This window comes from Sphingomonas glacialis (genome assembly GCF_006439055.1).
Lineage (GTDB): Bacteria > Pseudomonadota > Alphaproteobacteria > Sphingomonadales > Sphingomonadaceae > Sphingomonas > Sphingomonas glacialis_A.
This window is the reverse complement of the sequence record NZ_RCZC01000002.1, coordinates 1,488,379-1,509,223: the sequence shown is the minus strand read 5'-3', so window position 1 is coordinate 1,509,223 and position 20,845 is coordinate 1,488,379. Positions and strand designations below refer to the sequence as shown.

19 protein-coding genes and 1 pseudogene are annotated in these 20,845 nt (G+C 63.7%); 14 read left to right on the top strand and 6 right to left on the bottom strand.

The features are described from left to right. Nucleotides 1-77: 77 nt before the first annotated feature. Together EAH76_RS10975 and EAH76_RS10970 are read right to left on the bottom strand one after the other, a co-directional pair. Nucleotides 78-1,472 (bottom strand): RNA-binding domain-containing protein, encoded by a 1,395-nt coding sequence (locus EAH76_RS10975; RefSeq protein WP_140850217.1) that lies wholly within the window; start codon nt 1,470-1,472, stop codon nt 78-80. Then, a complete protein-coding gene (locus EAH76_RS10970; RefSeq protein WP_206667858.1) occupies nt 1,462-2,112 on the bottom strand; it encodes a DUF4062 domain-containing protein in 651 nt (216 codons plus the stop codon). Before EAH76_RS10970 ends, EAH76_RS10975 begins: the two co-directional genes overlap by 11 nt. Before the next feature lie 449 nt (nt 2,113-2,561). On the opposite strand from EAH76_RS10970, the gene EAH76_RS10965 reads away from it, so the two are divergent. The 3 genes from EAH76_RS10965 to EAH76_RS10955 are packed head-to-tail and all read left to right on the top strand — an operon-like array spanning nt 2,562 to nt 4,504. Next, nucleotides 2,562-3,563, top strand: a complete 1,002-nt coding sequence (locus EAH76_RS10965; protein WP_140850216.1) for a hypothetical protein — start codon at nt 2,562-2,564, stop codon at nt 3,561-3,563. 30 nt (nt 3,564-3,593) lie between these two features. Then, the gene (locus tag EAH76_RS10960; protein WP_140850215.1) at nt 3,594-3,884 is read left to right on the top strand and encodes a hypothetical protein; all 291 of its coding nucleotides are present in this window, start codon (nt 3,594-3,596) and stop codon (nt 3,882-3,884) included. Next, the gene (locus tag EAH76_RS10955; protein WP_140850214.1) at nt 3,884-4,504 is read left to right on the top strand and encodes a hypothetical protein; all 621 of its coding nucleotides are present in this window, start codon (nt 3,884-3,886) and stop codon (nt 4,502-4,504) included. Before EAH76_RS10960 ends, EAH76_RS10955 begins: the two co-directional genes overlap by 1 nt. A gap of 28 nt (nt 4,505-4,532) precedes the next feature. On the opposite strand, the gene EAH76_RS10950 is transcribed toward EAH76_RS10955, so the two are convergent. Beyond that, the gene (locus tag EAH76_RS10950) at nt 4,533-5,141 is read right to left on the bottom strand and encodes a hypothetical protein (protein ID WP_140850213.1); all 609 of its coding nucleotides are present in this window, start codon (nt 5,139-5,141) and stop codon (nt 4,533-4,535) included. A 126-nt stretch (nt 5,142-5,267) separates the two neighbouring features. Between EAH76_RS10950 and EAH76_RS10945 the strand changes: the two genes are divergently transcribed. Genes EAH76_RS10945 through EAH76_RS10935 form a run of 3 tightly spaced genes read left to right on the top strand, consistent with a single transcriptional unit; the run spans nt 5,268 to nt 6,682 of the window. Further along, a complete protein-coding gene (locus tag EAH76_RS10945; protein ID WP_140850212.1) occupies nt 5,268-5,447 on the top strand; it encodes a hypothetical protein in 180 nt (59 codons plus the stop codon). A gap of 9 nt (nt 5,448-5,456) precedes the next feature. Beyond that, nucleotides 5,457-6,293, top strand: a complete 837-nt coding sequence (locus EAH76_RS10940) for a hypothetical protein (protein ID WP_140850211.1) — start codon at nt 5,457-5,459, stop codon at nt 6,291-6,293. Beyond that, nucleotides 6,290-6,682 carry a hypothetical protein gene (locus EAH76_RS10935; protein WP_140850210.1) on the top strand — a complete coding sequence of 131 codons (393 nt, stop codon included), beginning with the start codon at nt 6,290-6,292 and terminating at the stop codon, nt 6,680-6,682. The genes EAH76_RS10940 and EAH76_RS10935 overlap by 4 nt, the downstream gene beginning before the upstream one ends. A 366-nt stretch (nt 6,683-7,048) precedes the next feature. On the opposite strand, the gene EAH76_RS10930 is transcribed toward EAH76_RS10935, so the two are convergent. The 3 genes from EAH76_RS10930 to EAH76_RS10920 all read right to left on the bottom strand — a co-directional run bounded on the left by EAH76_RS10930 (nt 7,049) and on the right by EAH76_RS10920 (nt 10,577). After that, the gene (locus EAH76_RS10930; RefSeq protein ID WP_140850209.1) at nt 7,049-7,834 is read right to left on the bottom strand and encodes a hypothetical protein; all 786 of its coding nucleotides are present in this window, start codon (nt 7,832-7,834) and stop codon (nt 7,049-7,051) included. A gap of 87 nt (nt 7,835-7,921) precedes the next feature. Then, entirely contained in the window at nt 7,922-9,664 is a 1,743-nt protein-coding gene (locus tag EAH76_RS10925) for a class I SAM-dependent methyltransferase (protein WP_161989022.1), read from the bottom strand. Nucleotide 9,665: 1 nt separating this feature from the next. Further along, on the bottom strand, nt 9,666-10,577 hold the full coding sequence (locus EAH76_RS10920) for an HNH endonuclease (protein ID WP_140850207.1): 912 nt from the start codon (nt 10,575-10,577) through the stop codon (nt 9,666-9,668). A gap of 390 nt (nt 10,578-10,967) precedes the next feature. On the opposite strand from EAH76_RS10920, the gene EAH76_RS10915 reads away from it, so the two are divergent. The 8 genes and pseudogenes from EAH76_RS10915 (at nt 10,968) to tnpB (ending at nt 20,805) form a co-directional block, all read left to right on the top strand. After that, entirely contained in the window at nt 10,968-12,281 is a 1,314-nt protein-coding gene (locus EAH76_RS10915; protein ID WP_140850206.1) for a DUF6361 family protein, read from the top strand. Further along, nucleotides 12,278-14,089, top strand: a complete 1,812-nt coding sequence (locus tag EAH76_RS10910; protein WP_140850205.1) for a phospholipase D family protein — start codon at nt 12,278-12,280, stop codon at nt 14,087-14,089. The genes EAH76_RS10915 and EAH76_RS10910 overlap by 4 nt, the downstream gene beginning before the upstream one ends. Beyond that, the gene (locus tag EAH76_RS10905) at nt 14,086-17,025 is read left to right on the top strand and encodes a DEAD/DEAH box helicase (RefSeq protein ID WP_140850204.1); all 2,940 of its coding nucleotides are present in this window, start codon (nt 14,086-14,088) and stop codon (nt 17,023-17,025) included. Before EAH76_RS10910 ends, EAH76_RS10905 begins: the two co-directional genes overlap by 4 nt. A 39-nt stretch (nt 17,026-17,064) precedes the next feature. Next, nucleotides 17,065-17,391: pseudogene (locus EAH76_RS24495) on the top strand (amino acid permease); the annotation flags it as partial. 475 nt (nt 17,392-17,866) lie between these two features. Continuing rightward, the gene (locus tag EAH76_RS10895) at nt 17,867-18,571 is read left to right on the top strand and encodes a GTP cyclohydrolase II (protein ID WP_140850202.1); all 705 of its coding nucleotides are present in this window, start codon (nt 17,867-17,869) and stop codon (nt 18,569-18,571) included. Beyond that, nucleotides 18,568-19,890, top strand: coding sequence for an ATP-binding protein (locus EAH76_RS10890; RefSeq protein WP_140850201.1), 1,323 nt, complete (start codon nt 18,568-18,570; stop codon nt 19,888-19,890). Before EAH76_RS10895 ends, EAH76_RS10890 begins: the two co-directional genes overlap by 4 nt. Nucleotides 19,891-20,125: 235 nt before the next feature. Continuing rightward, the gene (tnpA, locus tag EAH76_RS10885; RefSeq protein WP_140850200.1) at nt 20,126-20,467 is read left to right on the top strand and encodes an IS66-like element accessory protein TnpA; all 342 of its coding nucleotides are present in this window, start codon (nt 20,126-20,128) and stop codon (nt 20,465-20,467) included. Further along, a complete protein-coding gene (gene tnpB, locus EAH76_RS10880) occupies nt 20,464-20,805 on the top strand; it encodes an IS66 family insertion sequence element accessory protein TnpB (RefSeq protein WP_140850199.1) in 342 nt (113 codons plus the stop codon). The genes tnpA and tnpB overlap by 4 nt, the downstream gene beginning before the upstream one ends. Nucleotides 20,806-20,845 lie beyond the last annotated feature (40 nt).

Sequence of the window (20,845 nt, the reverse complement as noted above, 5' to 3'; positions counted from 1 at the left end):
GCTGCGGCAAATTAATCAGCCTTATGGTCGCGTTGTTTCCGAGACCGGATATGTCCGGATAACGCCGAATTGCTCCCTCAAATCTCGCGATCCGTCCGCTCGTAATAAGTGGCTCGTGCCGCTCCCCTTCGTATCAGGAAACCAGCTTCTTCCAGAAGGGAGAGGTCTCTGCGCGCCTGACGTTCGGACACGTTCCCTTCCAGAGACTGTGTGTAGGCCAGGGGGTGAACCTGATCTCCGGCATTCAATCCCCGCAACAGTTCCAGCTGGCGCAAGTTCAGACCGAGCGCGGCGTCGCTACTTTCGCGCGCTGCAAACAAGGTAAGCGTGACGCCGCTGGGCTTGTCGGTCCAGCGCGGCGAGGGGGCTCCCAGCTCCTTGCTCGCAGCGATGATCTTCTGGGTGCCTCGGCCGATCTTTTCCATCAGCCTGCGCAGATAAAGGACATGTGATATGTCCGGATTTGTCGGGATGGACGGGTGCACGCCTTTCAGGTCGCTCGGCTGCAGCCCGCTCGGCAAACGCCCCGAGTTCCAGATCTCGATGCGACCAGGGTAGATCGAGACCGTGACGCCGCCTGAGAAGGAAGCATAATCCCTATGCGCCACGGCATTCACCAAGCCTTCGCGCAGTGCCTCCAAAGCATATTGCGGGCGCTCCTCGCGGCGGACCTGCCCGGTGGGGAAAAAATGCTGGACCGGAACCTGAGTCGACACCGCGGCAAACGCTGTTTCGAAACTGCGGACCAATGGTCCGTCGAACCACTGGTCATTGAGGAAAGTGTCTCCGCTCTTCTCCGTTTCAAAACGAATGACCCGGATGCGACATTGGGGCTGACGACGCGCAGGAAGCTTTGAAAAGACGACGTCGGCGGCATTGGTGAAGCCGGTCGCGGTCAACATTGCCAGCGTGCCCAGAACACCGCGTGCATCATGGTCGGTGCCGAAGACGTATCTCCCCCAGGTCTGCGCTTCCCGAACCGTCGATTCTATCTCGTCGCCGTCCAGGTCTTCGAGCTCCAGCGCCGGCGACGTCCTTCGCTCCCAACGCTCGGTCTGCGCCGCCTCGTTCTGCACGAGAGAGCGCAACGTGCGAGCGTCTGCTGCCCGCGTTACGGCGCGCTGCCGGACGTACACGGCACCGGCATGAACGTAGGGACGATCCTTACCCTCTGGGACTTCGATGATGACAACAGGTGCGCCGGCGATGAGCTCGACGCTCATCGTGAACAAAGCCTTGGGCGAAATGGCCTTTTGCAGCCGCGATTCGAGCCAGGTTCGATCGCCTTCCGCATCCGCCAGTCCGGTGGGAATTCCGTCATCGCTGACGCCGCAAAAGATCGTGCCGCCCTGCGTATTGAGAAAAGCACAGACTGTCCGAGCGATCGTGTCGACCGCGCGCGCATCCGATTTGAATTCGGTATGCTGGCCCTCGCCGGCCCTGATCTGCTTTGCGATGAAACTACTTACCACCGGATTTTGCCTCGACGCTCGCCTTCACTGTGTCCGGGTCGCCCAGATGATCGCGAAGAAACTCTTCGATCTCCGCATAGCGGTGAAACTGTGCGCTCGCGAACAGCAATGCATCCTCGGCGGAATGGACTTTCTGGACCCAATTGCCCTGGCGTTCCTGGAAGGCCTTATCCTGCAGCGTCGCTGCTTCATACATGTCGATAACCCGCAAATCGTCGAGCGCACCGGCGCCCGTGAAGGCGATCTTCGCCCGGGCATCGCTTGTCTTGAAACCCGAGCCTCGCATCAGAAGGCGCGCAAACACCACAAACTCATGGGCGAGAAACCATCGCGGCTTGTTGATCTCGATCGCGCGGCGCATTTCTTGGTGCGTAATCGACAACTGACCCGGGATCACGCCCGAACCGTAATGGGGCATGATCAGTCCGACGAACAAATCACATTTTTCGACTGCCTTCAGACTGCTTTCGAATGCGTGTTCCGTCGAATTAACCGCGATCGTTCCCTTATGCGACATCACGACATCATAGCCGAATTTGTCGAGCAGCGCGTATAGCTGGTCGAGAAGATCCTCGATGCCGTAAACGGTCGAGGACACCATCACGGGCAATTTCTTCTTTTTTGTAGGCTGCCGCGCCATTTGATCCTCCCGCAGGGGCTTTAAGGCCGAGAAGGCTGGTAAAATCCAGTCTGTTCTTCGCAAGTGGGCTACATGTCAGTGCGGATCGTGCCTCCTGACCGACAGGCCTACGACGGCAAGACCCACAAACAGCCGTTCAGGTGCATCTTGCCGTCGTCCGGAAGTGGACGCTTGTTCATCTCGGTGCGCGAGCGCAGCAGTGTCTATTGTAAGGCAGAGGTAATGCAACGTGGATGAAGCGGACTTCGACGCATGGGCTGATGGGATCGGGCATCATCCCCGGCGAGCCAGTCGAGGGCATCAAGGTCAAGACGAGCGATTTCCGATGACGGGAACCTCGCACGCCAAGAACGACCTAGCGGATACGGTCGCCATGAGGCATCTTGGCAGCCTTGGCGGAGGGTGGATGTCTCGTCCGGTCTCCGTCAATCTAACAGGCGGGATCCAGGATGTTCAGCAGCGGCCTTTTCGACACATACGACCCAGAGGACCTGCCGATCGATCAAGACATCGCCCTGATGGATGAGAAGTATCTCCTTGAGTGGGAGCAGGCTTGGCTAATCAACGATGCCTTGGACGAAGAGAGCGGTGGCGCCAGCCCCTCAGCCCGTCCCTACGAGGTAGGATATATCATGCCGGCGTCGGTCATACGTCAGCTGACGCACGGGTTGGAAATCTCCTGGTATCCGAACACCCACGAACGCTTCCACGAATTGAAGATCGTCCTTCCGCTGACCGAGATCGTGCAGTGCGTCGAAGTCCACAAATACGACGGCAAGCCAACCGTCTTCGTCAAAGGCGACTGGCTCGAGATGGTGCACCTGCGCAGCAACTCCCTGTTCGCGATGATCGACGTGGTCGCGATGGGTGACGAACTCCAGAACGGCAGGCTCGAGACGGGCAAGCTCATCGCACTGCGTGACAGGCTCGATACGTTGGCGGCCGCACATCCCGACATCTCATTCATCTCGTTCGCGGACAGCCTACTGCTTAAAACGAACTGGACGGTTGGGATGTTCGACAAGGGCGCCTACAATTATGCCCCTGAAAAGCTGATCGAGCTGTTTGCCGAAGTCCGGGAGGTCTTCAGGGACACTCTCGGTCTAGAGGTCTATGCGGTGTTCGCATCGGGATCGAACGAATACTACGACGATGCCCTGCTCCACATCTCCCCAAGTCACAACCACATCTGCCTCAACAGCCTAGGCCTACCCTTCGCGCAGATCATGCTCATCGATGAGGCCGCGAGGAAGGCGATCAGGAACGGGGATCACGATCCTCACGACCTCTACATGGACGGGGATTTCTTCCGCTCCCTGAGCATCGAGGACTACCAAACGAAGCGGACGATCCAAAGGGCGCCATACAAGCCCAAGCTGAGTGGATCGGAAGGGGAATATTTCTACAGCGACTATGCGGAGTTGGTATCACTTTTTTCCGCGCCGAAGTGACCATGACCTGCCGCAACCGGAGAGGATTGGATGGCGAGTTCAAATGTATCGATTCCCCAAGTAGCGGACGGCGAGACACTTGAAGCCATCAACGCGTTTGTCTTGCGCCTGCACGGCTGGGTGCTCGTCTATGGGAACATCGAGGACAAGAGCATGGGGCTCCGTGTCGGCGGCTACCGCCGGGATGGTCAGCAGCCCCTGGTTCGTGATCACGATCCGGACCGGCCCGGCGAGGATTTCGAGCGCACCCACTACAACTCGATGACCTTCGAGTTCGAGCGCGAGGACGAGGCGCGCGAATTTCACGAGCGGTTCGGCTGATGTGCATCGAGCGGCTGCAGCGGATCGTGGAGAAAGCGGTCCCGATCCTATTTGACCAGATCGAAGGCGGCCGCGTGCCGGTCCAGAGCGAGGCCTCCCTCCAACTCCACCTCGGCCGCATCATCATGACTGTCGCCGACCTGGAGATGGTCCATCCGCGCGAGACGTTCTCGATCGAACTGGAGAAGCCGCTCGGCGGGTCCGGGCGCGGGAGGATCGATATCTGGTTTCGGCTCACGACTGACGACGATCGGGAGTGGCGGTGCGCGATGGAACTAAAGTTCTTCAAAAAGGCGAGCCAGGCCGAACCAGTCAACCGGCACAAAGCGATGTTGGACATCGCCCGCCTCGAGAAATGCGGCGACGTCGCCGACATCGGGTTCATGCTCGTCGCGACCAACCACCCGCACTATATCGACTGGGAAAACTACTCGCCCGACACCGCCGATTTCGACTTCCGACACGGGCGCAGATACGCCGGTGGGACCGTGATGACCTACCGAACCCCGGGATCCAAGCTGGCGTCCATCACGCTCAGGAATGACTATGATTTCGCCTGGACCGAAGCCACGCGGCAGCTCCGCTACCTGCTGCTGAGGGTGCCGACAAACGTAAGCTGACCGCGACCGGTCGCAGATGCGACCGTCATCAATACTTCTCGTAGCTGGGATTGTAGGTCTGGCTGGCGAATTCGCCGAGGACCGACCGCGCCGCCCGCAACGCCCGCAATGCCGGCTGCGTCGCGACGGCCGAAAGGTCGTCGTCCTTGGACAAGGTTGCAATGATCCTCAGCAGTGTCGCCATCGCTTCCCGCACGAGGTCTAGCGTGTTGTCCTCGGCCCAGAAGTCGCCGAACTCACGCTTGCGCTGCTCGCCCTCCCATCGGGGGTTGCGCATGTAGGCCAATGCACCGCCGATCCTCATCGGAACGCCGTGCGCGATGTTGTGCCGGATCGTGAATCCCGACCTCGCGGCGGCGCACCAGAGCTGCAGAAGCTGCCTCTCGCCATCGGCCTGCGCCGCAGCGGCGCTCTCCAGCATTGTGATGAGGTCGGTGATCATCCGCGCGTCCGTGTCGGGCTTCGTTCCCTTCGGGTCGATGCCGCGGATTCGCCACAGCGCACGTTCCAGATGATACTCGATGCCGCCCGCAAACGAGATGATGGCAGCGATCTTTACGCCCACCGCCGGCGTGAGGCCGAGTGCCGACTGAAGTGCGTCGGCCCGTCCGAAAGCGGTTAGTGCCTCCTGGCTCATTTCATGACTTCCCCACGGGACGTAACGGTGGCGACTTTCCGTCGATCTCGGCATCTTCACGTAACGCCCGGTCTCCATTCAAACCAGGTCCTTTACGTGAACAGCAGGAAGACCTATCTTTCCAACATGTCGACCATCACCACCCGCCGAGACCAGCGCGACACCGCCGCGGCGGCCCGTCGTGTCGGAGGCTATCAGGAACTCGTGCGTCTCGCGAACGAGCGGCGCCATTCCGAGGGCAGCACGGTCACGCGTGACGCGACGACGGGCCGCTGGGGCGTTCGTCCCGACCGCAAAGCGGACTGATAGCCCAAGTTGAACTTCACGCTCGCCCTTCTCGCAGGGCTCGTGCTGCTTCTGCCGGGTATCACGGCCCTGGTCAGCTGGAACTTCCAGAACGTCCACCACGGAGCGAAGCGGCCTGAGCTGCAGCTGACGTCGGTGACGGCCCTATTCGTCGCCCTCGGCATCGCGCTGGTCATGCACATCCTGGGATATGGGCTGGTGAGCCTGGGCTGGGCCGCCGCCGCCCAACTCGGCGACAGCCTCGGGCATTCCCTCGGGCCACTCATCCAAAATCCTTACGACATGGCGGTCGGCCTGGCGCTGGGCGCTTCGAAACCTTCGACAACGTCGATCTTCGCCTTCGCCATGTCCGTCCTTTTCGAGTGCCTGCTGGCTTGGCAGCTGGTGACATCGCAGGGTCTGGACATCGTCTTCGACGAATTCGACGTCCGCTCGCAGGGCTGGGTGTTCCAGCACGTCGTGCGACCGCTTCGCCACGGCTATAAGCCGATCGCCTACATCCTCACCAACACGCTGCACGGCGAATACGGCATCGGCTACCAGGGTGTCGTCGCCGACATCCGCCAGGGAGACAACGGCGAGCTTAAGTCGATCAGTCTCGCGGACCCGGAACGCTTCGTCTACCAGGTGGTGCACACCAAGGCCGATGAGCCCGACCTGATCCCGCACATCGAGACGCACGACCGCGACTGGGTCGGCGGCGTCGTCGTGCTGGAGAGCGCCGTCATCCTCAACATCGTGATCCAGAACATCCCCGAGATCGTGATCGATGAAGTCGAGCACGAAGCAAACGAGGATGAGGAATCTCCCGCTTCGGCCACCGGTGGCCAGGATGACGGCGCATGAGCACGGCGATAGACCTCGCGTTCCTCGTCCTCACGCTCTTGCTGGCGTTCGGCGCCCCTTTGCTGCTGGTCGCCTGGATTCGGGCCGCTGCGAACTGGTGTTGGCTTCTCGCGATCCGGGGACGCCTCGTCGGCGCCGTCTCGTTTGTCGTCCTGCTGGCCGTCACGGGACTTCTCCGCGTCATCTTCGGGCTGCACTTCATGTCGCCGCTTGCGGTCCTAGCTGGCATCTACGTCACTCCCCTGGCAGCCATCCCCCTGGCAAACCTGATCGCGCGGAGACTCGCCCCGGCAACCGGGGGGCCGAAGCAGAAAGCCCGCGATTTCATCTTCCGAGAACGTCGACGCGAACAGAGCGACGCCTATTCAGCGCCATCGGCGGAGATCTGAGGATCGGCCCGCAAGGGAAGTTTGTTCTCTCTTCGTTCGCGCCATAAAATGCCCTTCTCCGAGTCGAAACGAGAAGGTCGAATGTCGAAGCGGCACGCATTCGCCAGCACCGCAGCCGAGGTCGCCAGCCACTTCGGCGTTGAACCGGTCCCGAGCATCGAGATGCCTGTCGAGACGGTCGAGGGGCTCCCGGGCCCCGTCGTCTTCGAGAGCGGCGGGAAGCGCCATCTTCGCACGATGATCTGGGGCTTCCCACGGTTCACTCGCGCCATGCACACGCGCAGCGAGGAGCCTAGAGATTGCACATGGCGAAAGACTAGCGCGGCACGGTGACGCTGCAACAGCGATCTCGATGGGCGCGGCCGATCAGACTGGACCGGACTCGTCGTCGGGCGCGGCCTCGTCGTGAATCTCGACCACCGCGACGCGGCTATAATTTCTGGCAGAGGTCGACCTGGTCGCGCCCTCCTGACTGTGCGCTTCGGCCGCCAGAAGTCGGGGGTCGGCTAGGGGCAAGCCGCGCAGCCGCGCCATTACGGGGTCGTGGTTCTTCGCGAGCTCGGTGAGAGCCCTGCAGACCTCGGTGTGGCGGTCGCTCACGGCCTGCGTAGCAAGCGCCAACACCCGCTCGACGAGGCCCTCGGCCCGCTTCGCGAGCGCCGCCCTGTTGTGGGCGCGGCTCGAGAGATGACCGATCGGGTGCTCCTTGTCGAAAGGCCTCAGCACCAGGGCCTCGACAAGCAGCGGGGCGCCGTCAACCGGCTCGCCCTTGCCGAAGTGCGCGACCTCCTTGTTCCTCAGCCGCATCAGCTCGCGGTGCGCGGCGCGCAGGGACTGCGGTAGCTTCGAGATGCCGAACCAAGGCCTGCGGTCGATAGGCTGGGTGTCGGTGGCGCGCGCGTAGAGGATGACGGCGTTCGTCATCAACGACCCGACGATCGTGGTGAGGTCCGCATCGTCGAGCGCCGTCTCGTCACTGCCGCTCGTGAGGCGACGTAGCAGCCGCAAGGCCAACAGCGCCTCATCGAGGTCGCGGTGGGCGGACGATACATCCATCGCCCGCCGGACCGCCCCAACCAGATCCGGATGCGAGTTCTGATCTACCAGCCAGGCGCCCAAGGCGGTCAGATCATAGACTGTGAGCGGCGTCATCGACGTCGGATGCCACGTTGCGCGTTCGCTGACGAGTGGCAACTGCGCAGACGGCGCGCGAAGCCAGTCTAGGATTGCCGCCAGCATTCAGAGGACTGGTCGCCACTCCGGTAACTGCTGATCCTGACGCAATCGGAGGCGCCGCCACTCCAGGGCGGAGAAGACATCCTCCGGGGTCGCGGCGGTCTCGATGGGGAGCGCCGCGGCCGCCTCCCGCACGAAGATCTGGCCGAGCAATGGGTCCTCGAGCCAGGCGTACTCCCACCAGGCCACGATCCGTGGGCGCGACGACGCCAGGAGGGCGGCCGACGGCAGGAGGTCGCGCTTCTGGTGCTGGTTCACGCGCCGGTCGGCGGGCCGCAGGTTCCAGAGGTCGTCGCAGGGCCACGCCGACCAGGGCAGGCAGTGGTCGACGTCGAGGCTCGCCATTGTAAGTCGCCGGCCGCTCCAGACACATTCGACAGTCCTGCCTGACGCGAACAGACGCTGCGCGGCCATGCGCCCCGCGACGGTGCTCCGCATTGGTTCCTGCCATTCGAGAGCCGCCTCCACCTGTCCAGGTTCGACCACCATCCCCATCCGTGCGGCATAGCGGCGCGTGAGCCTGGCCCACTCGGCGACAAGGACCGGCTCGATCCAGGCGCCGAAGCGCGTCATCGCGCGCCACACGCTTCCGGGGACCGTGATCGTGCCCCAGCCACGAAGCGTCGGCACGTCGAGAACCAAAGTCCCCTGTGGTCCACGCCCGCGCGCGCGTTGCGCACCGAAGACCCGCCGATCCGAGTTGGGGAAGCGCGTGAAGTTGGCGGGCATCGACGCGATCGTCGCCGCGGCCTCGCCGATCGCCCCCCTGACCATTGCCGCCCGGTCACCCGAGTTCACCGCTCCAGGCCGAAGATCCTGCGCCGATGCGCCGAGCTCGACGAGAGCCCTGAACCCCGACTTCGCGAAGCCGAGACCATCAGGTCCGCTATTCCCCGGTGCCTGGGGGAGCCCCGAACGCACCAATGGAAGATACATCCGAATCCAATTCGCCGCGACGAGGCCCAAGGGTATCTCGACGACGTCCGGATCGAGGGCGTCAACACACGGACGGGCGGTGGCTGGTGCGTATTCGGCGACACGCGCGACTGCCCTCAGAAGTCCCAGCTTGTAGGTGGAGGACTTGTCGTCCGACAGGATGATGCCGCGCAGCAGAGGCAGCGCACCCCCGCCGTCGTCGGGCACGCGCAGGACCACGGTGGTCCACGACACATCGGCCCTGCCCATCGCGTCCGCCGCGCGTTCGACGCGCAGGATCTCCAACCCATGGGAGCGGGCCAGCACTTCCATCTCCCCGAGCGGCGTTGGATGCATCGGACGCCCGGGTGGCGCAGGGCCATCCCGCAGCGTGACAACCATGAGACCGCCCGGCTTCAGAAGCGTTCCGAGCTTCCGGAAGGCCCGCTCTCTCCCGCCAAGCGCGACGTGCTGCCAGACGCCCGCTACCAGGATCGTGTCGAAGGCGAGCGTGAGCCTGTGGACCGCGTCCAGGGCCGGAAGCCGATCGTCGATCCAGCGGATGCGCTCCGACGGATGCCGCCTGACACCTTCCGCGCGCATCGCGGCGGCCGGTTCCACCGCCACCACCTCGTATCCGAGGTCTGCGAGCCACTGCACGTCGCGACCTGAGCCGGCGCCGACGTCGAGCGCCAGCCCTCCCGCGACCGGATCGCGGAGAAGGCTTTCGATGCTTGCGTAAATCCCAGTAAGCTCGGGCCGGTCGTAGCTCTCCGCCAGCTCGGCCGCCGCGCCGTCATAGGCCCCGATCGTCTCAGCTTCGTCCGCCACCTCAGGCCATACCTGCGAACCGCTCACGATGCCGTGCGACGTATTCGGGCCGCGGATGCAGCCGCGCGTCGGACGGCAGCCGAATCGGACGACCGGACGACGGGAACAGTTGTCGAAGCTCCGCCGGGACCTTGTTGTGCGAGACGAGCAGCCCGAACTTGTCGTCCAGGCTGATCAGGTGGCGGTCGAATAGCCAGTGCGCCGTCGCGGATAGCGCGATGCCGTTCTGGACCTCGTCAGGCCCGCCGTCGGCCACCGACCAGATGTGCGCGGCCTGAGCCTCGGCCTTGCCGCCGCCATTGACGATCCGCAGGCCAGTGACGGCGCAGGTGCTATCGTAGGCGTCGAGGACGAGACCGCGGAAGGCGGCGTCGCGGATCTTGCGGTTGACCAGCATCTCCTCGATCCGGCGTTCGGTCGGCGGCTGTTGGATCAGGCTCTCCGTCGCCGGGTCGAGGAACCTAGGTTCCAGCTCCAGACGGATCGCGTTCTGCTGATCCAGCGTCCTGCTGAGGCCGGAATCGACAATCGCCACGAAATCGGCGGCGCCGATCTCGCGGACCGAGCGGCCCCGCAGCGCCCGTCCGACGACCGAGACGGTGGGCAGCTCCCGGAGGAAGCGCTCCGCGAAGCGGCCATCGTTGTCGCGATACGGCACCGCGTGACCGAGTTCGAGGAAGTCGGTCACGCGTGCGTAGAAGAGGCCGGAGTCGTTCGGATCCGGATCGATCCGCTGCACGCGGGCCACCGCGACGTAGGCCTTGCGTCCGCCGTCCGATCCCGTCTCGCGGTAGACTACCCAGTCGCCGACGAAGCGCTCCGCGACCCGGAGATAGACCCGCGGGAAGTGGTATCGCTCGGCGATGAGGTCGTCGTAGCGGGACGTGCCACTGATCTCGAACACGCCCTTCATCCGACAACCTCCCAACGGCGCAGTCATCACAGTGCGACAGCTAAAACGCAAGCAACGCGATCACCTCGACCGATAATCTCGTCGAGCGACCCGCGCCTAGTCCCCAATGCATTCGGAATCCGATCCGATTCTGTTGTAATCCATTGAAAACGAAAACGTCCTCCTTGACCCGATCAGGAGCTTGCGGCCTATTCGCCGCGGGGGTGTGATTCTTGGCAAGCTCCGCATTGGCTTCTCTGCCGGACACAGTGCGTCCGCAGCTCTTCGGTCAACTCGGTCCCGACATCTTCATGGTGTTCTCGGGGGGAGGAACTGCGTGCTCTTCTATGGCGGTCTACAACACCGCTACCCGGACGGACCTCGTTTTTCAACGCAGGCCGAGGCCTCGCTGTGAACTACGGCCTCGCGCCGGAACCTGGGCTCGGGACGGCGGCCGAGGCGGCCCCGACCTCGACCGCGAAGAAGTCAGCCGGCGAAGTCCGCTCGCGGGTGGCCAAGCAGGAGCGGATGATGCGTAGCGCCGCGCCCGCGATCGGCTGGTTCATGCTGTCGGAGGCGGACCGGGCGGCCGCCAACCGGCTGCTCGCCAGCGCTTCGTCCGACGGGACGCGCGACGAGCTCGGCTTCGCCCCGATCCACTTCGCGTTCGCAGACCGCTTCTTCCCCGGGACATCGGTCCAGCACGCCCAGCTCCGATACGTGTTCTTCGTAGCATGGTCCTACCAGGAGTTGCTCTCCAGCACGGCTGGCGAGCGCTTCTCGATCGACCGGCTGTTCGAGATAGAGCGGCGATACTCGCGCCGCCTGATCAAGTCGGTCGAGACGTTGGAAGGTTCGGGCATCTCGGGATGGACGAAATACGAGGCGGATCAGCGTCCAGTCGTGCGTGCGAGCACCATCTACTGGACCGCGCTCCGTTCGTGGCGGATAGCCACCCCTGTCGCCGGCCTCGGCGAAGCCCCGACCGAAACCCAGCTAAGGGCTCTGTGGCCGCGCCTGGTGACGAGGGAGGACGGCGACGACGGCAAGTCGAGAACGGCCGACCTCTTCGAGGGACTGCCCGCCCCGCCGCCCGGCTGGCGCAACAAGACGGGCAAGCTCGAGTTCGCGCTTCTCGCGCGCGAGGCGAGATACCTGCGGCGGCTCTGGGAGGCGGCCGGAAGAGGCGGCACGCAGCCACTCCTCAGCAGGCTGATCGAGCAAGGAGTCACGACGGAATCGCTGTGGTCGGCAAAGGTCCGCAACGCCGCGACGAAGCCAGACCGCGAGGCCCTTGCGCTCGCCGAACGCGCCGCTTCAGTGGCGTGCATCGCTCGGGCCGCACACTCCGCGCTTATAGAGCAGCGGCGCAACGCGGATCGCAACGCCGAGGACCACCGCCACGCCGACGCCCTGCCCGGCCTCATCGAGGAGCACCGGGACATGGCGCTCGACCTCGATGTAGCAGCGCTCCGGACCGAGACCCGCATCGACAATGACCTCGCCGCGTTCATCGAGACCGTCATGGAATGGGTGCGCGAGCGACGCCCCCTCGACGCCATCGCCAACGCGCTGACCATAAGGGAGCGCGACCTGAAGGACGTGCGGGCCTATCTCGTGAACGAGCAGCGCCGCCGCGACTGGCAGAAGGGCATCGCGACCCCGCTCGACTACCGATGGCCGGTCGTGCGCGGGATGATCCAGTGCGTCATGGAGGCCTTGTGACGTTCGGGCGGCGCGACGACCGCGTCTCGATCTTCGGAGCGCTGCGCCCGATCACCGGCCAGACTGTGTCGCGCGCGGTCGTCACGACCTACTCGCTCGACCTGATCGCGATGCTCGGCCTCGTGCTCGCGCTCGGCGGCGATGCGGACACGGAATTCGAGGCCTCGCCCCTCGGGCTGGTTAAGGCGTTCGACAGGGTGCGCGGCAAGCTCCTCGTCCTGCACCAGCTAAGCCGCGTCGTCGCGCCCAGCGCGCACCGGTCAGTTCTGCCGCTCCTCGACACGATGGTGCGCGCCGTCGCCTCGAATGAGCGCAGGGAGAGCTGGCACCCCAAGACGGCCCTGGTGCGGTATGCCTCGGACACTGGCGTCGAGTGGCGCTTCTGGATCGGCAGCAGAAATCTGACCGGATCGACTGATCGGGACGCCGGCCTGCTGCTGGTGACGTCGAAGGCCAGAACCGCGCGGCCAGTGCCGGACATCGCGGGGCTCGCGGAGGATCTACTGTCGGACGCGCACCTCTCCGCAGCCGAACTCGCCGAGTTGAAGTCCGCGCGCTGGCTGGCCCCTCCAGGCACCAGCGTGCGCAGCATCCTGTGGCGCCGCCATGGCCAGACGCGGCGCTTCATCGACACGCCACTGCTGGCGCGCGCCGACCGGTGTTGCGCGGTCAGCCCCTTCATCGACCGAGGTGGCCTCGCCGAGGTGCTGAAGGCCGGCGCGCCCGACCTCTCGCTCCTGACAACGGAACTGGCCGGAGCCGGATGCGCACCTGTGGACGGGGTCCGGTTCCGCGTCGATGCGGCACCTGAGCCAGCCGCCCCTGTATCCGTCGAGCAGCAGCAGGACGAGGTGGTCGGGGAATTCGACGACCCTCCCTCGACCGGAATCCACGCCAAGCTCCTCGCGGTATCGAAGGGCAGCCGCACCGCACTGATGCTGGGAAGCGCGAACCTGACGGGGCGAGGCCTGACCGGCCCCAACGCGGAGGCCGTCGCGATCCTGGACATCACCGATCCCGCCCTGGCGGATTCACTCTACGGGTTCGTCAATGGCGGCATCGACCTCGCCGCTGTCGACGTGGACACAACCGAGGAGAAGGAAAAGGAGCGCGCGACGCGCGAACTCGACGACCTCATCAGCCAGTTCCTCGAAGTCGGTTTCAGCCTATCCTACAGGGAGGACGGCCTGCACCTGCTGATCGGCGGAGGGGAAGACGAGGCGCTGCAGCTAGCCCGGTTCGAGGTGTCGCCGTTTCTCGACCTGGAGGCTTGGTCCGCGATCGAACCGGGCGACCGGTCCATCCTGCTGATCGCGAACGCGCCACCGACGAGCGAGCAGACATGCCTCGTGAACTTCCGCGCCCGAAGCCTCGGCGGCCCGGAAGTGTGCCGCGCCTGGGTCCAGACCCTGGACGTCGAAGGCGTCGATCTTGAGCGGAGGGATCGGGCCCTACTCGCGCGGTATGTCGGGGCGAACAGGTTCCGCGATTGGCTTCGATCGCTTCTCGACGGGGTCGATGGCACCGGCGGGCAGCGCTGGTCTGACGCCGGCCTTCCTCCTGGACCACGGGACCCAACAGGCCATTTGGCTCAGATCTTCACGCTCGAAACGATGCTCGCCGCGTGGGCCCGCGACCACAAGGCGTTCGAGAGTCGCGTAGCGGGAATGATGTCGATGCTGGACTCCTTCGCGGACGTGTTCGCGTCGATACCCGACGACCAGGAGCGAACGGCGGCGCTCGCCGACGTGGAGGACGTGCGGCCGTTTCTGCAGGCCGTCCATGACGCGATCGGCACAAGCTCGTGACGACGCTCGCGAAATTCCAGAAGAGGACCGTCCAGGTCGCACTCGATCGCCTCGAGGCGGATGGACCGCGACGCTTCCTTGTCGCGGACGAGGTCGGCCTGGGCAAGACGGTCATCGCCCGCTCCGTCGCCGAAGGGCTTCGCAAGAACCGCCGCCGGCTGAACGTCATGTATCTCTGCCCCAGCCTGGAGATCGTGGGGCAGAACCGCCTGAAGTTCGTGTCGCTTACCGAGATCGACGAGAAGGATTACAAGACGGGAGAGGACCGGCTCGTGCTCGTGCCCGGGGCGCTGCCCGATGAAGGCAAGGGCTATCGCATATTCACCTTCACGCCCGAGACCAGCCTACCTGGATGGAAGCCTGGCCCTCGGACGGGCCGCAAGGCTGAGCGTGCCGTAATCCGCCGGGTGCTTGACAGATTCGACCTCCTGAGACCGATCGTCATGCGGCTCGACCGCGAAAGGGGACCAAAGGCAAGACCACTACTCGACGAGCGGGCGGCAAGCCTCGATGGATATACCCAGATCGGCATCGAACGCGCGCTCCGCGACATCTTCGACTGTCAGACCGGGAACCTCGAGAAGGCCATCATCGCCTGGCTCGAACCAAAGAACGTCGATCTCGCGGAATTTATCGCCCGCTTCCGATCCGCGCTCGCCTTGGCCGCCCTGCGCTCGAAGGCAGTCCGTCCCGACCTTGTCATCCTGGACGAGTTCCATCGCTACGCCGACCTTATCATCCCGCGGCCGGACGCATCGGAGGACCGGCTCAAGCGTGAACGCGCGCGGGTGCACGAGCTTCTCGTCGATGCACTCTTGAACGGCGAGCAGAAGCCCGCGGTCCTGCTGCTCTCCGCAACACCCTACCGGCTTCGGCGGCTCACCGGCGAGGAGATGCATCCTGTCGAGCACTACCGGGCTCTGGTCGACCTGACCGGGTTCCTCGCGGACGATCCCGATTGCCGTGTGACGGTGGAGGCCGCGATGCGGGACTATCACGACGCGCTCGCTGCGCCTGGATCCCCGAAAGTGGTGCGGGAGCAAGTGCTCAAGGCAAAATCCCGCCTAGAGACGCTGCTAGCGCCGCTCATGGCGCGCACCGAGCGCGCGCTCGTCCACAAGGAGGATCTGTTCAAGCGCGACAATCATCCGGTCGACATCGAGGCGCGCGACCTGATGCTCTTCCGGCACCTCGCCGAGAACTGCGGCAAGGAGTTCGCGGGTTGGGCGCCCGCTATGTGGAGTTCGATTCCCTATCCCGCCCAGACCCTGCATGGATACAAGGTCTGGGATAAGCTGTCGGACGCGAAGGCACCGCCCTTCGAGGCCGGCTCCGGCCGCGGGAGACTGGCCCATCCCCAGCTGCGAGTGCTCTCGGACATGGCGGGAGGATCTGAAAGTCTCGCTCTGCCGTGGCAGCCGCCAACGGTGCCATGGTGGCGGCTAGAAGGCCCCTGGTCCTCGAAGCGGACCCATCCCGGGAAGACGCTCCTTTTCAGCAAGTGGCGAGGAGCGCCAACCTCCATTTCAGCGCTGCTCTCGATCGATCTCACGAGAGGCGTCGGCGGCCACGGCAAGAAGGCGCCCTTCCTCAGGCCCGGCGGCAGCGAGACAGGCGCGTTGGTCGGCATCTTCATGCAATGGCCGAACCTATCCCTGGCTATCGACCCGATAAAGGCAAGCAAGGCGGGCCTGAAAGCAGTGCGGCTGGAGGCGGAGGAGCAGTTGGAGGAGTTCCTCGCCGGGAAGGGTGTGCGCTTCGATGGCGACGAAAAGAGGCCGACCTGGATCGTCGCCTGCGGCATCGAGCGGCGAATCTCCACGCAGGCATTCAACCGCGTCGTCTCGCTCGCCGCGAGCACTCGAACCGGTGGCAAGTCGAAGGATTGGAGGTCAATCCAGCCGATCGCGTCCATCTCGCGGGCTGAGCTCGCGGCTCTAGCAGACCACATCGTCTCCGCCCCGGGATCGATCGTCGCACGCTGCGTCAACCGGCACGGCATTCCGCAGAACCTGAAGCGCGAATACGCGCGCGTCTTCGACTTCGCGTGGAACCGGCTGCGGAGCTATCTCGGACATCGCTCCTTCGCCGAGCTGATCCTCGCGGCCTCGCCGCGCCCGCGCTACCCGGACGCGCTGTGCGAGGCGATGCTCAAGGGCGGCTTCGAGGCCGTGCTGGATGAGCAGATCTGCCTGGTCGGGCAACTCGGCGACGCACGTGGGCTGGAGATCGTGGAGCAACTCTCCAGCTGCCTTCTCGACCGCCCCGGTCTCGTGCAGTTCAAGCGGGCGAAGGGAAGGCACCGGGTTCCCGTTCAGGCGGTGGCACCCTTCGCTGGAGGCGAGCAGAGGCGCACGGGAAAGAAGAAGGGCGGGAGGCTGCGCAGCGACACGCTTCGCCGCGCCTTCAACTCCCCATTCTGGCCACATGTCCTGTGCACGACGTCCGTCGGCCAAGAAGGACTCGACTTCCACCTCTGGTGCCGTCGCATCGTGCATTGGGACCTTCCCTCGGACCCGGTGGACTTCGAACAGCGGGAAGGTCGGATAGCCCGGTTCGGCAGCCTCGCCGTCAGGCAGTCGCTCGCCAGCAGCCACCGCGATGCCGCGCTAGCACGAGCGGAAAAGGGCAGCCCCTTCTCCAGCCTGCTTCAGGTCGCGCGGGAGCAGCCCTCTGGCGACACCGGCCTGGAACGCTGGTGGCTGCCCGACGCGGGTCTTCCCGAGAGCATCAGCTTCGATTGGCGGTTCAGCCTGAGGTCCGTCAGAAAGGAGCAGATGCTCAAGGACCTGCTCTACTACCGCCTCGCGCTGGGCCAGCCAGACCCTGAAGCGTTCCTCGAGATGCTGAAGCGGGTGGGAGCCGAAGGCGAGGACGCGCGCAGCCTTGCGATCGATCTTTCCGCCATCTCGAGATTTGCGAGAATAGCGCCGTAGCCAGGCTCCGGGTGGTTTCCCAAGATACTGGGCGACATCATGGGATTCGCGGCCAGCTTGGCGCTCCCGTCGGTCATCCTGATGATGCTCTACGGCCAGACGCGCATCTTCTTCGTGATGGCGCGGGACGGACTGCTCCCCGACAGCCTCGCGGATGTCCACCCGAAGTGGAAGACGCCGCACGGCATGACGATCATCACCGGCATCTTCGTGGCCGCGGCCGCCGCGCTGCTCCCGGTCGGCCATTTCGTCGACGTCTCCAACCCCGGAACGCTGTTCGCCTTCCTTCTAGTAGCGGTTTCGGTGATGGTCCTCCGGATTCGCGATCCGCACCGCCACCGGCCCTTCCGCACGCCGGGCGTATGGCCAACGCCCGGCTACGCATACCGTGCGAAAAAAGGGTACGGCCCGAAACATGAACACGGTCGCCAAGCGGGCGAAGTTGGTCGCCGCACTGGCCTGACCGGGAGGTACGCTCGCCTGAGTAGCAGTACCGGCAGAGTGACCCAAATGCGGTCACTGGCGGCCCTATCACTGCTCCTCGCAATCGGACGTTTGTTCAGGCAGCGTCCTATATGGTGACGCATCGCCGCGATTTCGGTCCTTGGCGTATTCAACGAAGCTATGGCGCCCACCTTCATCAGATTTTACCACCCGTCTTGCGAGGGCGATTTGCTACGAAGCCAACCAGTACAATGCGGATAGGTAAAGGTATCGGGGGCGTGGATCCTTGCTCGGTATTGATACTAACTTCCACTCGATCTCAGCCGAACGGGCGCATTCAGTTGAAAGGCAAGCAAGGGACAGGTAGTGTTGTCTTAGCGGAGGCGAAGCGCAGCTCATGATCGAACGGTTGGCTAGCGCCGAATTGGCGACACTGCATGGCAGCTTTGATCTCACCGTCTACGGGCGCGGTGACGAGATGGCGCTGGTGCTGACCCGCGGCCTCGACGGCGTTACCCCTGAGACGATCGTGCGCATTCAGAGTTCTTGCCTGTTCGGGGAGACCTTCGGTTCCGTGGACTGCGACTGCCGATGGCAAATCCATCACTCACTGGATCTGATTGAGGAGGCCGGGTCAGGCGCGTTCATCTATCTGTTCCAAGAGGGGCGCGGAATTGGACTCGTCGACAAGGTTCGGGCGTATGCCGTCGAGCAAGAGCACAAGTGCAACACGGTCGAAGCGTTTAGGATCCTAGGTTTTCCCTCGTCCGACTTAAGGAACTACGACTTAGCCGTCGACATCATCCGTCAGCTCGAACTGGGCACTTTCTTCCTACTTACCGGCGACGACCAAAAGGTAGATTCTCTGAGCGCCGTCGGCTTGGATGTGCGGAAGCGGACGATGCTAGAGGAGCCGATCGATTTCAAGCGGCTGATCCGGTTCACCGGCGGTCGGGACCCAACTCGGCTGCTCAACTATCTAAAAGCCAAGCACGACTTGATGGGCAACGACATGAACGCCGACGCCTTGGCGGAAATCATGCGGGAGGCGAAAGCGAGCCGGGGCGAACCCGACCGGTCGGGCGAGGGCGAGCCGGCGTGACGGCTGCGAACTTCTGGACCTACTTGGGATTCAGGGAAAACCCTCTTTTCTCCAATCCTTTGAAGGCGGACGAAGACTTGGAGGAGCTGTTTGTCGGGCGTGACGACGAGGTGCGCCGCCTTCTCGTGTTTTTCTCCAGACGCCGCGGCGGACTGATACCGATTGGCGGTCATCCGGGAACCGGCAAGAGTACCTTTGTTAATTTCGTCCAGCGGCTCCTAGTGACGGGTCGGTCAACCGAGCACCTCGAAGGCGTCAGCTTCCATCGCGCCGTTCCGTGCAGCGCCCCCTTTGAAGTTCGGCCGGACGACGGGGCTGTCGAAGTGCTCCGCAAGGCGCTCACGTCGCTTTGCAGATCGGTAGAGGACCATTGCAAGCGGTACGGGAAGTCCACACCCAAGCAGGTGCAAGGGCTGCTGCAAGCGCTGACCGGGCACCAGGCGGGTGGCAAAAACCTTGCAATCGGCGGATCATGGCTTGGCCATGGTGCCAACGTTGCGTACGGCTCTTCAAGTTCGACTTCTTCAGCGTTTCTTACCGACGAGTTCGCGCTGGCAAGCCGGATAAGCGAGATTGCCGCACTCGTACGCGACGAGCTTGAGTCCGCGGGCGCAGTTATCGTGATCGATAACACCGAACTGCTGGAGGACGCCTTTCTTTGCGAGACGCTCAGCGCACTCCGCGACACCGCGCTTGCCGTTGAAGGCCTATGGTGGATCGTGATCGGCCGACATGGGCTGGGCGGGTTGCTATCGCCGGGCGTAAGACGACTAAGGGGATACGTCGCTCAAGGCCTCGATGTTGCAGACCTCACCGTCGCCGAGTTCGCGAGCCTTTTAGAGCTCCGCAGAAAGTATTTCACGGTATCACCAGAGACTGCGCTGCCGATTTCTCTGAAGCTTGCGTCCAGTATATATTTGATGAGCAACGGCGACATCAGGATGACTATGGATTTCCTAGAGTCAGCTATCTCAGAGTACGTTGCCGACCACCGCGAGCCGGTGACCCAGGATGACAAGGCATGGCTGCGCATGGCGCGGACGCAAGTCGAAAGATACATGTCAAACCTAGCGACTAACGAACCGCACCTAATGAAGTTCGTTAAGCAGGTGGTCTCAATCCAGATCGATCAGGTGACTGCGCAAGATCACCGCCGATTTGGCTACGCGTCTGAGCAGGAGCTAATTGTCGCGCTCGGGGAACTCGCTGATCAAGGGTTGATGCGTCGTCGCAAAGCCGCAAAAGAAGAGTGGACCTACATCCCTTCCGGCTATCTCGAGATCGCGAGATTCTTCCGCAACATCGACCACTTGCAGTAACCGGCAGGGTCATCCGGATTCTGCCGGCCGTTTGCTGACAGGCGACGGACATTGTAACCTTCATCCGGAGAGTGACGGCTTTCGCAATTGCTCGCTATTTACCGAACGCCGTTCAAACGCAAAGACTCATAAGTCGCGGTTTAGACGTAGCCATCCGGCGGGGGCCGCCTTGCTGATTGTGAGCTGGAGCTAGAGGACGTCCTTACAGTCGCACGTAAGGACGTCGGTTTCGATCATGGCGCAGGTAACGATACTAGCGGGACCGGAGCGTCGCCGTCGCTGGAGCGATGAGCAGCGCGAGCAGATTGTCGCAGAGGCGTTTCAGTCGGGCGCGCGGGTCTGCGACGTGGCGCGGCGCCATGACGTTGCCCGCAGCCAGATCTACGAGTGGCGGCAAGTGATGCGGCGCCACGCGGACCCGGCCTTCGTGCCGGCGGTGCTGGTGGATGAGCGACCCCAGCAAGTGTGCGAGCCCGTTGTCGCTGCCGTTTTCGATCTGCCCGACGGCGGGCGGCTGAAGATCTTTGCTTCAGCGTCACCGGCGTTGGCGGCAGCGGCCTTGAAGGCGATGCGATGATCCCGTCGGATGCGCGGGTGTGGATCGCGATGGGCCACACCGATATGCGGAAGGGGATGCAGGGTCTGGCTCTGCTGGTGCAGCAAGGTTTGGGGCGCGATCCGCATGGCGGCGACCTGTACGTGTTCCGCGGCCGTGCCGGATCGTTGGTGAAGATCATCTGGCACGACGGGATCGGCGCATCACTCTACGCCAAGCGGATCGAGCGCGGCCGCTTCATCTGGCCTTCGGCGAAGGATGGCGTGGTGTCCTTGACGCGCTCGCAGCTGGCCTGCCTGCTCGACGGGATAGACTGGCGTAATCCGCAGTATAGCTGGCGCCCGGCGAGTGCGGGATAGCGCATTTTGCGGCTTGCATGAGGGCGTGGAGGATGATTCA

What these genes read in the sequence shown, in the direction of transcription:
- EAH76_RS10945 (WP_140850212.1), top strand. Translation starts at nt 5,268, where the DNA reads ATGTCGACCATCACCACCCGCCGAGACCAGCGCGACACCGCCGCGGCG.
- EAH76_RS10930 (WP_140850209.1), bottom strand. Translation starts at nt 7,834, where the DNA reads ATGACGCCGCTCACAGTCTATGATCTGACCGCCTTGGGCGCCTGGCTG.
- EAH76_RS10960 (WP_140850215.1), top strand. Translation starts at nt 3,594, where the DNA reads ATGGCGAGTTCAAATGTATCGATTCCCCAAGTAGCGGACGGCGAGACA.
- EAH76_RS10935 (WP_140850210.1), top strand. Translation starts at nt 6,290, where the DNA reads ATGAGCACGGCGATAGACCTCGCGTTCCTCGTCCTCACGCTCTTGCTG.
- EAH76_RS10895 (WP_140850202.1), top strand. Translation starts at nt 17,867, where the DNA reads ATGATCGAACGGTTGGCTAGCGCCGAATTGGCGACACTGCATGGCAGC.
- EAH76_RS10970 (WP_206667858.1), bottom strand. Translation starts at nt 2,112, where the DNA reads ATGGCGCGGCAGCCTACAAAAAAGAAGAAATTGCCCGTGATGGTGTCC.
- tnpA (WP_140850200.1), top strand. Translation starts at nt 20,126, where the DNA reads ATGGCGCAGGTAACGATACTAGCGGGACCGGAGCGTCGCCGTCGCTGG.
- EAH76_RS10955 (WP_140850214.1), top strand. Translation starts at nt 3,884, where the DNA reads ATGTGCATCGAGCGGCTGCAGCGGATCGTGGAGAAAGCGGTCCCGATC.
- EAH76_RS10965 (WP_140850216.1), top strand. Translation starts at nt 2,562, where the DNA reads ATGTTCAGCAGCGGCCTTTTCGACACATACGACCCAGAGGACCTGCCG.
- EAH76_RS10920 (WP_140850207.1), bottom strand. Translation starts at nt 10,577, where the DNA reads ATGAAGGGCGTGTTCGAGATCAGTGGCACGTCCCGCTACGACGACCTC.
- tnpB (WP_140850199.1), top strand. Translation starts at nt 20,464, where the DNA reads ATGATCCCGTCGGATGCGCGGGTGTGGATCGCGATGGGCCACACCGAT.
- EAH76_RS10950 (WP_140850213.1), bottom strand. Translation starts at nt 5,141, where the DNA reads ATGAGCCAGGAGGCACTAACCGCTTTCGGACGGGCCGACGCACTTCAG.